This window comes from Paraburkholderia guartelaensis (assembly GCF_004353905.1).
In the GTDB taxonomy this organism is placed as follows: domain Bacteria; phylum Pseudomonadota; class Gammaproteobacteria; order Burkholderiales; family Burkholderiaceae; genus Paraburkholderia; species Paraburkholderia guartelaensis.
The window spans coordinates 175372-188077 of sequence record NZ_SMOD01000012.1; the positions used below are offsets into that span (position 1 = coordinate 175372).

At 64.1% G+C, this 12706-nt stretch carries 12 protein-coding genes; 4 read left to right on the forward strand and 8 right to left on the reverse strand.

Annotation, left to right across the window (positions count from 1 at the left end):
* Positions 1 to 161 precede the first annotated feature (161 nt).
* Positions 162 to 1643, reverse strand: a complete 1482-nt coding sequence (locus E1N52_RS17795) for an HD domain-containing phosphohydrolase (protein ID WP_133184070.1) — start codon at positions 1641 to 1643, stop codon at positions 162 to 164.
* Between the two features lie 151 nt (positions 1644 to 1794).
* Between E1N52_RS17795 and E1N52_RS17800 the strand changes: the two genes are divergently transcribed.
* Positions 1795 to 2379 (forward strand): DUF308 domain-containing protein, encoded by a 585-nt coding sequence (locus E1N52_RS17800; protein WP_133184071.1) that lies wholly within the window; start codon positions 1795 to 1797, stop codon positions 2377 to 2379.
* Between the two features lie 103 nt (positions 2380 to 2482).
* Here the strand turns inward: E1N52_RS17800 and E1N52_RS17805 are convergent, their stop codons facing one another.
* Together E1N52_RS17805 and E1N52_RS17810 are read right to left on the reverse strand one after the other, a co-directional pair.
* Complete coding sequence (locus E1N52_RS17805; protein ID WP_133184072.1) at positions 2483 to 4522, reverse strand: pyridoxamine 5'-phosphate oxidase family protein; 2040 nt, start codon at positions 4520 to 4522, stop codon at positions 2483 to 2485.
* A 34-nt stretch (positions 4523 to 4556) separates the two neighbouring features.
* On the reverse strand, positions 4557 to 5198 hold the full coding sequence (locus E1N52_RS17810; protein WP_133184073.1) for a glutathione S-transferase family protein: 642 nt from the start codon (positions 5196 to 5198) through the stop codon (positions 4557 to 4559).
* Between the two features lie 126 nt (positions 5199 to 5324).
* On the opposite strand from E1N52_RS17810, the gene E1N52_RS17815 reads away from it, so the two are divergent.
* Positions 5325 to 6269, forward strand: coding sequence for a LysR family transcriptional regulator (locus E1N52_RS17815; protein WP_133184074.1), 945 nt, complete (start codon positions 5325 to 5327; stop codon positions 6267 to 6269).
* A 48-nt stretch (positions 6270 to 6317) separates the two neighbouring features.
* On the opposite strand, the gene E1N52_RS17820 is transcribed toward E1N52_RS17815, so the two are convergent.
* The 5 genes from E1N52_RS17820 to E1N52_RS17840 form a co-directional block, all read right to left on the reverse strand.
* A complete protein-coding gene (locus E1N52_RS17820; RefSeq protein ID WP_133184075.1) occupies positions 6318 to 7556 on the reverse strand; it encodes an FAD-dependent oxidoreductase in 1239 nt (412 codons plus the stop codon).
* A gap of 166 nt (positions 7557 to 7722) precedes the next feature.
* Positions 7723 to 8997: a DUF2252 family protein gene (locus E1N52_RS17825; RefSeq protein WP_133184076.1), complete on the reverse strand. Its 1275-nt coding sequence runs from the start codon at positions 8995 to 8997 to the stop codon at positions 7723 to 7725.
* Between the two features lie 135 nt (positions 8998 to 9132).
* On the reverse strand, positions 9133 to 9501 hold the full coding sequence (locus E1N52_RS17830) for a DUF2784 domain-containing protein (protein WP_133184077.1): 369 nt from the start codon (positions 9499 to 9501) through the stop codon (positions 9133 to 9135).
* A 53-nt stretch (positions 9502 to 9554) separates the two neighbouring features.
* On the reverse strand, positions 9555 to 10610 hold the full coding sequence (locus tag E1N52_RS17835) for an O-fucosyltransferase family protein (RefSeq protein WP_246089109.1): 1056 nt from the start codon (positions 10608 to 10610) through the stop codon (positions 9555 to 9557).
* Positions 10611 to 10908: 298 nt separating this feature from the next.
* Complete coding sequence (locus E1N52_RS17840) at positions 10909 to 11505, reverse strand: DUF1571 domain-containing protein (protein ID WP_133184078.1); 597 nt, start codon at positions 11503 to 11505, stop codon at positions 10909 to 10911.
* A 104-nt stretch (positions 11506 to 11609) separates the two neighbouring features.
* On the opposite strand from E1N52_RS17840, the gene E1N52_RS17845 reads away from it, so the two are divergent.
* Entirely contained in the window at positions 11610 to 12101 is a 492-nt protein-coding gene (locus E1N52_RS17845) for an SRPBCC family protein (RefSeq protein WP_133184079.1), read from the forward strand.
* Positions 12102 to 12213: 112 nt separating this feature from the next.
* The gene (locus E1N52_RS17850; protein ID WP_133184080.1) at positions 12214 to 12687 is read left to right on the forward strand and encodes a ferritin-like domain-containing protein; all 474 of its coding nucleotides are present in this window, start codon (positions 12214 to 12216) and stop codon (positions 12685 to 12687) included.
* Positions 12688 to 12706: the final 19 nt, after the last annotated feature.

The following is a 12706-nucleotide window of genomic DNA, read 5'->3' on the forward strand; positions in this document are numbered from 1 at the left end:
GAATTAACGATATTGGATAAGTACGGGGCGCGTGAGAGACCACCAGATAAGCGCGAGAGACCACCAGATAAATCAGCGATAAAAAACCATTAGCTTGCATTAGCCGCATCGCGTTGCTGCCACTGGACACAGCAACGCGCGGCGTTCTCTTCCAGCACTCTCTAAAGCAAGCCCATTGCCGATGCCTTGAGCGTCGCCGCCGCGCGCGTGGAGCATTCGAGCTTGCGAAACATGCTTTCGACGTGAGTGCGCACTGTGCTCGGACTCAGTGCCAATTCGCGCGCGGCTTCCTTGTTGCTCGCACCGCGCGAGATTGCGCGCAGCACGTCGATTTCGCGCGGCGTCAGCGGCGCGCGTTGCGGCGCGCTGCTCATGGGCCGCCTGGCGGCGACGGCACCTTCGGCCAGCAGCGCATCGACGGCTTCGCCGCTCAACCGGCCGCTTGCGACTTCGTCGCGCAGCTGTTGCGCGGCCGCGTCGGCGCAGAGCGCGGCTCGCCACGGACGCGCCGAGCGCAAAGCGACCCACGCCACCGACGCAGCCAGCACGCGCGCCTCCAGCGTCATGGCCTGGTCGTGCGCCCCGCGAAAATAACCCGAGCCGTCCAGCCGTTCGTACGCATACGATGCAAGCTCGGCCGCATCACGCAGCGCGCCGGCCTGCTTGCCTGCGCGCGACGTCCAGTAAGGCACGAGCCGCACCTTCTCCCATGCGCTTTCGGGCAAACGCGCGCTCAGATTCCAGATGCTGTTGGGCACCGCCGCGCGCCCAATGCCATGAATCAGTCCCGCGCGATAGACGCGTTCGTGCGCGGCCTTGTCCGTTGTGAGACGTTCGCAACACTGGGCTGCCGTCGCCGCGACCGCGCGCGAGAAGCCGGTCATCCAGGGCAGCTTGAGGTCGATGACGTCGGCGATCAACTCCGCCGAGGTTGTCTGCTGCATGTGCGATGTCGTTAGCGCAGCGTCGAGATCGGCGGGTGAGGCGTGTTCCAGTTCCGCGAGCCAAAGGGGCGCACCGCGCATGACTGTCTCGACGAGACGCAGTGGATAGCGTACGTCGGCGCGTTGGGCAATGAGACCAAGTGCCTGTTCGACGCCATACGTGCGACTGAAAATCTCCAGATCGCCGGCAAGCGCGACGACGAACACCGGCATCGGCACCGCCTCGCGTGCAAGATGCGCGGGCACGCCGTTGCCGTCCCACATTTCGAAGATGTGACGCAACGTCGTTTCGGTCGCGAGGGGGAGGCCCAGCATGCGCGCCACTTCGCCCGCCACTTCGCAGTGGGTCTGCGCGAGCGGCGTCAGTACCGCGGCGGCACCGCCGAGCGACTGAAGCGGCGTGACCCAATCTGTGCGGCCGTCAAGCATCGAGACGCGGCTTTGGATATCGTCGCCGAAAACATCGGCGAAGCCTGCCGCGTTTGCCGTGCATCCCGACCAGCGCAGCAGCGACGCCTCCCGCACGGTATCGATCGTCGACGCGTCGAGCCGGGCGTCTTGCGCGAGGCGCGCCGCGAGCCATCCGGTGCGCGGCGAATGGTCGGTGGGTTGCCCCATGCTCAGATCGCCGATGAAGGCGAGTGCTTTCACGGCATCGAACACGCGCAGCGGCGAAAAGTCAGCTTTGTCGTCGGTCATCGGCATTTGAGGAAGAACGCACGTCAAGCGTTCGATCACTATACGTCACAACGCGATTCGACCCCGCGAGGGTCGGTCATTCGACCGATGCCGCCGAAGCGCGGCGAGTGCGATCCTTTGCATCGTTGCCACGAACTGTTCAGGAGTTGCAATGGCTGATCGACACGCAGATATCGCTATCGCTAGCGAGGAAAACTGGCTCAAGCAGTACTACTTTGTGCGGACCGCGTTTTCCGCTGTCTGGGTCGCACTGGCTTTCTCGCTCGGACGGCATTCGCCGGCCAGTATCGCTGCACTGCTTATCGTCTATCCGGCATGGGATGCATTGGCGAACTACATCGACATGTCGCGCAGCGGCGGGGCGGTTGAAAACCGTACACAAGTCGTCAACGTCGGCATCAGCGTCCTGACCACTGTCGGCGTGATTGTGGCGTTGAAGCTGGGCGCGCACGGGGTGCTGGGCGTGTTCGGCGTGTGGGCCATCCTTGCCGGGTTGCTTCAGCTTGGCACGGCCGTGCGTCGCTGGAAGCGCTTCGGCGCGCAATGGGCGATGATTTTAAGCGGTGGTCAATCGGCATTGGCTGGTGTGTTTTTCATCGTGCAGGGCGGCGCACCCATGGCCTCTGCGATCGAAAAAGTGGCGGGCTATGCAGCGGTCGGCGCTATCTACTTTCTCGTCTCTGCCTTGTGGCTTTCGGCTGGTCAACTGCGCAGCAAGATGGCCAGAACGTCTTGAAGCGTCAGCGCAATTGGCGGCCGACGCTGGTGATCGCCGGCGAGCACGATATCTGAGCACGCCTGTCTGACGCTGGACGCACGTGCAGCAGCAAGCATGGCAGCTAGAGATCCAGCGTCACGCCGCCCGCCGCCGGACGCCCTACACAGATCAGCGCGTACCCCGGCTCGACGTCGAATTCCGGCGGTTCGTCGTACTTCACGCTGCCATCCAGCACGCGCGTGGCGCAGGTGCCGCACATGCCGGAGCGACAGCTGGATACCGCGTCGGTGCCGCATCGCTCGGCGGTATCGAGCAGCGAGCCCTGCTGCGGCGCCCACTGCACCGTTTTCCCGGTGCGGGAAAATGTCACCGGGATGGCTTGCGTTGCCTCGCTCGCAACAGGAGCCCGATCGGACGCGCGCTTGAGACTCGACGGCCCGAACGCCTCGAAGCGGATCCGCTCGTCCGCGATATTCAACGCGCGCAGCCCGTCGTACAGATCGCGCATGAACGCTTCGGGGCCGCACAGATAGAAGTCGTAGTCGTCGAACGGCAGGAAGCGACGCAACGCATCGATGTTCACGCGGCCCGCGAGCCGTTCGCCATCGAGCGAGTCGTGCTGCGCGGCGCTGTCGTACAGATGCACCGACACGTTCGGATGCGTGCGTTCGATCTCCCGCAACGCCGCTGCGAACGGCCTTTCGTGCTCACCGCGCGTACCGTGAAACACGTGGATACGGCGCTTCGGTTCAAGCGTGAGCGCCGCGTCGAGCATTGCCAGCATCGGCGTGATGCCAATGCCTGCCGCCGCCAGCACGATCGCGCGCGGGCTGCGTGTATCGAGCTTGAACGATCCGCGCGGCGCCAGCGTGTCGATCAGCGAGCCGATGCGTGCGTGTTCGTGCAGCCAGCGCGACACTGCGCCGTCGCGCTTCACGCTGATCCGGTAGCGCGCCGGACGCGCGGCATCGTGTGCCGCAGAGAGCGTATAGGTGCGCGTGTGCGGCATGTCCGTGTCCGGCATGGCGATGCGCAGCGGAAGGTACTGCCCGGCTTCGAACGGCGCGAGTGGCTCGCTATTCACCGGTTCGAAATGGAACGAGCGGATCGTTGGGGATTCGTCGCGCACCTCAGACACGCGCAGCGTGCGCCACGAACGTGTGTCGGCCTTTTTCGGCGCAGCCGCCGGTGAGGATCGCGTCGATGCCTGCGCGAACTGCGGCGCATAGTCGACCGCCGACCATCGCAATGGCAATGCTTCTCGCACGCGGCGAACTTCTGCCACATGAAACCGTACCAGCCGCTGTGCCAGTGGGAATTGCGCGATTTCGGGGCCGTCCCAGATCACCTCGGCGCGTACCGCCAGATACAGCAAATCGCCGCGCGCAAAGTCGACGAACAGCAGCCCCGCGCGCGGTTCACGGAGCAGGTTGCCGATCGTGTTGAAAAACTTGTTGCCGCTGAAGTCGGGCGTGGTCAGCGTGCGCGCGTCGTCGATCCGCACGAAGCCGGGCATGCCGCCGCGATGCGAAACGTCGGCGCCGCCCGCCACTCCCGCTGCATCATCGAGATTGGCGGTGGCAATGAAGAATACGTCCGCGCGAGCGATCAGCGCGCGATCTTCTTCCGAGAGTGCCTGCGCATGCTCGACCGTGGCGCGTGCCGGCGCATTGCCGACGAAAGCCGGTTCGCGTCCATTGATGTACTTCGCGCAGTTGCCGAAGCTCTGCTTGACTGCGAGCGTCACCACGCCGCCGTCGACCGCTTCGATCACGCCATTCACGCGGTTGCGCCGCCGTGTATGCGGCTGGATGCCGAGGCCGCCAATACGCGCGCCCGGCACCCAGCTTCCTTCGAGCGGATCGCCCGGCAGCGCGCCGCCGTCGATACGCAGCGTGCGGTTGTCCGGCGTCGACACGAAGCCTGCCGTGTTCGCGCGCAGCGTCGCCCACGGCTGAGCGTTTGCATCGACGCCGCCGAACACCATGAACGGCAGCATCGCGAAGAACGCGCGATGCTGGTCCGGCATGTAATCGCGGATGCCGCGCGAGCCGTTTTCGAGTGCGACATCGGCTACGCCCGCACGCAATTGGGCCTCCCGCTCGCCGTCGTGAAACGGCCCGGCGGCGCGGTACGGATTCAGGTCGGGGAGAGCGGTCATGACGGCCTCGAGTTGGCGGCGTGCGAGTAGGGGTTCAGGCGGCAAGCAGGCCCGCTTTCGTCGGTGGCATCGGCACGAAGCCCGGCAATGCGGCCACGCGGTCGAGCCATGCGCGCAGATGCGGATACGGCTCCAGCGAGACACCGCCTTCAGGTGCATGCGCGATGTAGGTATGCGCGGCGATATCGGCGATCGTCACGTGATCGCCCGCGGCGAACGGCTTGTGCGCGAGTTCGGCATCGAGCAGCGGCAGCAGCGTCCTCGCGATTTCCTGTGCACGCGCCAGATCGAGATCGCGCTTGAATACGTGGACGAGGCGTGCGGCGCACGGGCCGAACGCGATGGGACCGGCCGCGAGTGATAACCAGCGTTGCACGGCTGCCGCGCGAAGCGGATCTTCCGGCAGCCACGACGGGTCGCCGTAACGCTTCGCCAGATAGACGAGAATCGCATTCGAATCGAACAACACCGTGTCGCCATCGACGATCGTCGGCACCTGGCCGAAGGGGTTCAGCTTCAAATACTCGGGCTGGCGGTGCTCGCTCGCGGCGAGATCCACCGGCACGATCTCGAACGGCAGATCCAGCATCGAAAGGAAGAGCCGGACGCGGTGTCCGTGGCCGGAAAGCAGGGCCGTATGCAGGCGAATCGGCGTGGCGGGACGGGCAATTGGCATCTTGTTCTCCACAACGAAAGCGCTTCGGGATGAAGCGACAGGGAGTGTTCAGATTAGGCAATGGCTGCGCGCGCGAGAAGACTGCTAAGCTTGCATTCATTTTCTATCGAAAGTGGACAATCGCCGATGACTGATGTTCGCGACGTGAATCTGAACCGGCTGGCGGTGTTCGTTGCCGTGGTTGACGCGGGATCGCTTACGGCGGCGGCTGAGCGGCTCGGCATCGCCAAGACGATGGTCAGTGCGCATATGCAGCGCCTCGAACGCGAGATCGGCGCGAGCCTGATCACGCGCACCACTCGGCAGCTATCCGTGACCGATGCGGGCCGTGCTTTTTACGACGCCAGCTGCCGCATCCTGCAGATGACGGAAGAGGCGCTGGCGGCCGTGTCGGAGGAAGCCGCGCCCCCTCGCGGCACGCTGCGAGTGAGCGCGCCTGTCGACTACGGCGCGCAGATCGTCGCGCCCGCCCTCGTCGATCTGCGTGACGTCTATCCGGAACTCGACATCGAACTGGTTTGCGCCGATCACTATGTCGACCTGATCGGCGAGGGAATCGATCTGGCTGTGCGGCTGGGCAATCTGCCGGACTCGAACTACCGCACGGTGAAGCTCGGAAGCTACGTGCGCTGGCTGGTCGCGAGCCCCGCGTTCGTTACGCGGCATGGCATGCCGAAGTCGCTGAACGCATTGGCGTCCTTGCCGCATATCGCGATGACCGTGCTGCGGCATCCGTCGACGCTCGAGTTGACGCGCGATGCCGGGCGGCTCGCGGCGGGCCGCATCACCCACGACAAAGCCGTGCGCCGCGTGCGCTGCGTGAATGCGCTGAGCGTGAACACGGCGACGTCGGCGCGCGCGGCGGTTCTCGCGGGTGGCGGCTTTGCGGCGCTGACCGATTTCTCGATCCGGGCCGATCTTGCGTCGGGCGCGCTCGTGCGGCTGCTGCCCGAATGGTCAGGCGTGCCTCTGAGCGTGCAGGCCGTGTTTGCGCCGACGAGCTACCCGTCGGGCAAGGTGCGGGCCGTCATCGAAGCACTGAAGGCGACGATCGCGAAGAGTGCCGCGTAGGCGTGCCGGGCGCGCTAATGTGCGTGACGTTGAACATGCGCCGCGCGATCAACCGTGCGGCAAAAAGCGATCCTCGACGAAGAACCGCCGCCGAGCCTCTTCGTCCGATGGCGTCTCCGGGCCGAGCCCCGGAAGATCGGGCGCGCGATCGGGCTCCATGGCGAAACACGGCAGGATGCGGGCGCGGCGCTTGTCGGCGATCGCGCCGCGTTCGTACAGCAGCTGGGTGAGCCAGTCGAGGACGCGGTGCAGGGCGCCGTAATACCGATCGTGCTCGAAGGCGTACGCGTGCGCGGCGGCTTCCCAGTCATCGTTCGCGAGCAGCCGGTCGAGCAGCACCCTGACGTCACGCAGCGTCAACGACAGTCCGCATCCCCATGACGGGTCGCTGGCCGCCGCCGCGTCTCCAATCAGCGCCATGCTGCCGTTGCAGGGATGCTCGACCCAGATGTCCGCGCCGGGATAAGCCGCGAGCGGGCCAACGACACTCGCGCGTTCGAACCAGTCGCGCGGCACGCCCGTATCGACGCAGGCGTCGAGGAACTCGCGGATATGCCGGCTACCGCTGATAGGGTGCGCGCGCTGCCCGACCCATGAGACGAAGTACGACCTGAACCGCTGCTGCCCGATCGGAAAAATCAATGCGGCCTGTCCCAACGCCGGGGACTGGAAGTGGTGGACCGAATCTTCCGGCGCGTCGAGCCCCTCGTAGAGCACGCCCGCCACGACCAGCCGCCCGGGATCCTGGTTGAGCGTGAAGCCGGCTATTCTGCGCACCGTCGACCTGCGTCCGTCGGCGCCCACCACGAGTCGCGCTTTTACCCGATGTGTGCCGCCATCCGTGCGAATCTCGGCGACCGGCTGCTTGCCTGGTGAATCGCCCGGATCGACGCGGACGACCTCGGCGCCGCGCAGCACGATGGCCCCCGATGACTCGGCCGCGTCGAGCAGCGTGCGCTGCATCGACGGATGATAGAAGTCCAGACACGGGGTGTGCCCGGGCGTGGTATCCGCGAGGTTGCGGGATTCTGCTGGCACCAGTCCGCTGTACCGCTTCCAGAACGGGACCACGTGCGCGCCGTCATCGCAGAGCAGTCGCTCGATGCCAAGCGCGCGGGCTTCGACGACACCCCAAGGCATCATGCCCTCGCCGCGCACGCGGTCTCTGAAGACCGTCTCGCGTTCGACAATGAGCGTGCGCATTCCGGCGCCTGCCAGTGCACGGCCGAGCGTTGCGCCGCCAAGACCGCCGCCCGCGATCACGATGTCGTAGTTGCCCTGTCTCATTTGAAAACCTCCATGCCAGGCGGCAACGCGAACCCGAACGTCAGCAAACTGACGGCGCACGAGGCGCGCAGATAGCGCCATTATGCGACTCGCATACACCGTGGAGGCAAGATTCGATGTTCGGGGTGCGAAGTATCTGGATGACGAGATCGAGCGTCGGCAGGCTTCAATTCACGTCGGTGGCATAGCGGCGGCAATGTTCGAGATAGCCGGCTTCGTGGCTGCTCGCCAGTTGCACGATGCTTGTCCAGAGCCACAGGGGTGCATCGATCGTTTTCGAGCGAGCGCGCCGGAGTTCGGCGAGCCAGCTGCGCCGTGTCGGCGGGTCCATCTGGCGTGCGTGCGCGTTGCCTACCACCGCCGCAAGATAGAACGCGACCTTACGCGCTTCGCTCTCTTCGAGTTCATCGATTTCGAGCTTGAGATCCTGCGGCAGCAATTCGCGAATCACCACGGCGCGATCGAGCAGGCGGGAGGCCCGCATGCGCTCACCGAGAAAGGGCGAGAGATGACGCGCGCCTTCCACCACGCGCTCGGCGTTGTCGCGCGGCATCGATGCATCTTCGTAACGCGGCGCAGCGGCTTTCACGCCCTCCTTGATGTCCATGAGGCACAGATCGTCGCCGTCGATCACACCGCCGTCGACATCGAGCAGGACTGCGTAACGTAGCCTGCCGAGCGAGCTACAGCCCTTGACCCAGTACGCCGCGTCGATCACCTCGACCTTGCCCGCATCGTTGCGGCCGCGCAGGCCCGTGGGCAAACTCGCTATGGCTTCGTCGCGAAAGAGCGTGTCGATTGCCTTGCGCTCGGCGCGGGCGAGCGGCCAGAAACGCTTGCCGAGCGGGATCGTGGGTTCGAGATCCTCAATGCGCTCCTCGGCCAGATGCTGCCACGAGCGGCGTAAGGCCGTTTTCATCGCAAGATGCACGGGCTCGGGGCGCGCGGACATCTGGACCTTCGCGCGCTTTGGCCCAAACGCAGATTCGTAGCCTGCTGCGAGCGCCTCCATCATGTGCACGATGGTGAGGCCGGAAAGCGAGGAGCCGCGTGCCGCGGTCGCCAGCGAGAGGCCGAGGCGGATGAGGTCGTGTGCGGGGTTGCCGATCACCGTCTGATCAAGGTCGCGGATATGGACTTCGACCTTGCCTTCCTGATTCGCGACGGGACCGAGATTGCCGGTATGGCAATCGCCGCAGATCCAGACCGCCGGGCCGCGCGGCAGCGAGTCGCCGTTCGTCTCGACGATCCATTCGTAGAATCGGGCCGTATTGCCGCGCACGTAGGCATGAGGCGAGCGCGCCATTTTGAGGCGGCGCTGCCCGGTCAGGATGGCCGCTCGCTCGCGGGGTTTGGGCAGCGCCTTTGACGGCCCTGCGGCTTTCGAGGCTTTCGGCTTTTTCACTTTCGGCAGATTGCCGCGTTTCTTTTCGCTGGACATGTTCGTCACCCCCATTGTGCATGCGGTGAATTGCGTCGACGCCGATGTCAGCGTTCGAGGGGCGAGAGCAAGTGGTGTGCCGCCAGCGTCGTGCCAGATGTCGTTACGGGCCAAAAGATCGATGCGTTATTGCCGTCACGAACGTGGCGGGACACGAAACCACGTGACTGCCACGACCAGCAGGAATCCTGCATAGGCCGTCGCGAACACCCAGCCTGGCAAGTCGTAGTACAGCAAGTCGCTGACCCAGTACTGGATGAAACCCTGCGGGCCTGCGTGCCCGGTACGTAGCCAGTCTTCGAGCACCGTGAGCGGACACGGAATGTCAAGGACGGCAAGAAGCGCAACGATGCCTATCGCAACGAGATGCGTGAGGCGGAACACGCGGTTGCGCACCCAATCGTGCGCAAGCCATGCGCCCACCCAGATCGCGAGCAATCCGCCGACGATGAAGAGTACGAGCAGCGCATGTAACACGAGTACGGTATTGGCCAGCCAGTTCATGACGCCGCTTGCAGTTGCCCTCGCGCTGCGTTCCCGGCTTCGATTCTACGTCCTCAAAGATCGAAGGGTCGGGGGAGGGTTCCCGCGTTTGGCGTCGTCCCGGTTGCCGTGAACGGCGAATCGAAAGCCGCGTTGTCGATTTCAGGAATGATCAGGTCGATGTCGCGCTTGTTCTGCTCGGTCCAGATCTGGCTATCGGGAAACCAGAAGGCGTTTTCGCGTGGAGGCACGACGAGCCGTACGCGCAGCGACGGATTGAAGATCTTCGACCACGCCGAGAGATAGGAGGGTGTCTTGATCAAATCGCCGCAATTGGCGAGTAACAGGCTCGTGACCAGGGCTTCGCGTCCAATTGCGAGCCCAGGATGGCCGCTGAAGTGCACGGGCTTCTCACCGCTCGCGAGCAGCGTGGCAGGCGCGACGTTGACGGGCACCGCGAAGCCCCACTTCCGGAAGAAGTCGAGGAAGGCCTGCTCGTCGCTGGAGACGAAGATGTTCGTGAGACGGTGATCGCCCGCAAGTGTCTTCTCGACCATACGGCAAAACGCACTCCAGTCGATCGTATGGGCCTCGAATTTTTTGTCCGTGCCGCGGAAATGGACGCCCAGCGTCGAAGGACCGATATCGAGCCGCTCGCTGATGCGCTCGACTTCCTTCCGGATCGATTCGGTTGGCCGATAGTTCGAGAGGAATATCTTGCTCGCCCGTTCCAGACCGAGGCCGGCTTCATAACGGCGAAAGCCCAGATCGCCGAGATCGCGCACGAGCGACGTTCGCAAACCAGGCTTCACGGCGTCCGGCACGGCCGACGGTGCGAGGTTTTCAAAGCATTCGGCCAGCCAGTCGATTTTGCCTTCTTCGTCGCCGTAACTGCCGCCGCGCGCCGAAATGACGGGCGTCAAGCGCTTTTCGTCGCAGTGCAGGAGGATGCACAAGACGATCTGCATGACGGAAAAGAAGCCCGAACTTGCGCGAATCTCAATGGCGAAGTAGCCGTGGTTGAAGCGCTGCTTCGTGTGCAGGGAAAGGCGAGCCGGCGTATTGAGCGCGTTCTTGAAGTCTTCGCTGCGCCGTACTTGCCTTGCGAACTCGATAATGTTTTTGAACATGCCATGTCCCTTCGATCCAGGATGCGGGGATTACCTTTCGAGCAGAGCGACGCCGCTTCCTGTGCTCAGGCGAGCGGGGCGCTCACGGTAGATTCCGTCGATGGATTCGCCTTTGACTGCGTTAGCAACGATTGGGGGATCAGACGTTTATTTTCCGACGATAGCTTGATCGTCACGCGCTTGGGTTGGCTGGTTATTTGGCATCCTAAGCGGTTGAGGCATTCTAGGATGCCATGTTTACGCATTGATTAAGCTGAGGATTAAGTGACATCCCCAACGCCTGTGATCGCTCGCGCGACTAGGCAAACGGCCGGAGCTGCGAATCCGGCACGTCGATGCGCAGGTTCTCCATCAGCACCGTTTCGATCGGCTCATTTGACTCGCCTTCGCTCACGACCTTGATCGGCAGCCCATGGCTCAAATCGAACCATAACTCATAGCGGAACACGCCGGTCACATACTCGCCAGGCCGGCACGTCACGATCACATGCGCCGCCTGGTGCGTGCCAATGGTCTCGGCGCCGACGACCTGTGTGTCGCCATGCTCCTGAAGCTCACGGACATTGACCAGCAGTGCGCCGATATCGGACTCGTCGACGCGATGCCCCTGCGGGCTCTGGATCATGTGATTGTCGGGGCTCAGCGTGAGTCTCGGAAACGTGTCGATACCGAACGGCCAAAGCTTGACCTTACCGGATTCCGGATTGAACGTGAGTGTCGCACCGCCATGCGGCCGGATGAAGTCCATCCGGACGAAGCCGGGCTTTCGGTAGGCATAGCGTACCTCGACCGTTTCCGCTCCCGTCGACGTCGATTTGAGCGTGACCTGATAGTTTGCGAGCGCATCGAAGCGCGCCAGCGCGACGGCCACGAAGTCCCGGTCTGGGAGCGTCATTGCCCCCTCCTATACTCGAACGTGGAAAATGGGTAATTTTGGAGCACGGCTTCGCACCACGCAATGCACAGTTAGCCGGATCGCAGACAAGGAGGACGCGAGAGATGGCGGAGTTCCGTCTGACCACCTTGTGGTGCATCGAGGCGCCGGTGCAGCCGGTGTGGGACGCGATCCACGATTCGATGAACTGGCCGAGGTGGTGGAAGAACGTCGAGGCGGTGCGCGAGTTGCAGGCGGGAGAGACCGACGGGCTGGGCGCGGTGCATCGTTACACGTGGAAAGGGGTGCTGCCCTATCGCGTGATCATCGACGTGCGAGTGACGCGCGTCGCGCCGCTCGTGGCCCTCGAGGGGGAAGCCAGCGGCGCGCTGGAGGGCGTGGGGCGCTGGCATTTCGCAGCCGACGGCAGCCGCACGGTGGTGCGCTACGATTGGCACGTCAGGACGGCCAGTGCGTGGATGAGCGCGCTCGCGTTCGCGCCCCTCGCGCGGCTGGTATTCCGCTGGAATCACGATTCGATCATGCGCGAAGGCGGCCTGGCGCTTGCGCGTCTGCTCAAGGCGCGCTTTATCGATTACAGCGGCGAACCGCGATAAGTGCAACAATCGAATTCGTCAGTGCGCTTGCACACGCTTTCTGCGCGATTCCTGCGAGACGGAGGTGTTATGAACAGTCCCTACCGCTTACTTGCCTTGCATGGGAGGCAACATGACTGAGATCGAGAAGGAACCCGTCGTTGCAGTGCTGAACAAGATCCTCGAATCCGAGCTGGCGGGCGTCGTGCGGTACACGCACTATTCGTTCCTGGTGTTTGGCTTCGGCCGCATCCCGATCGTCTCGTGGCTGCGGCAGCAGGCGGACGAGTCGCTCTTGCATGCGCAGCAGGCCGGCGAATGGATCACGACGCTCGGCGCGTATCCGTCGCTCGCAATCGGGCCGCTGCTCGATTCCCACACCTTCGATATCGGGGCCATCCTGCGCGAATCGCTCGAAGCCGAACAGATCGCGCTCGGTCTTTACCGCGAGCTGCTTTCGCTCGTGGCAGACCGATCGGTTGCGCTCGAAGAGTACGCGCGCCAGATGATCCAGGTCGAGGAGTTGCATGCCGGCGAGGTCGACAAGATGCTGCGCCGCCCAGGCTCCACGGCGACGTCGTTGCAGCACGGCATGGGGCCCGCCTGACAGGCGCTGCGTTGGGTTC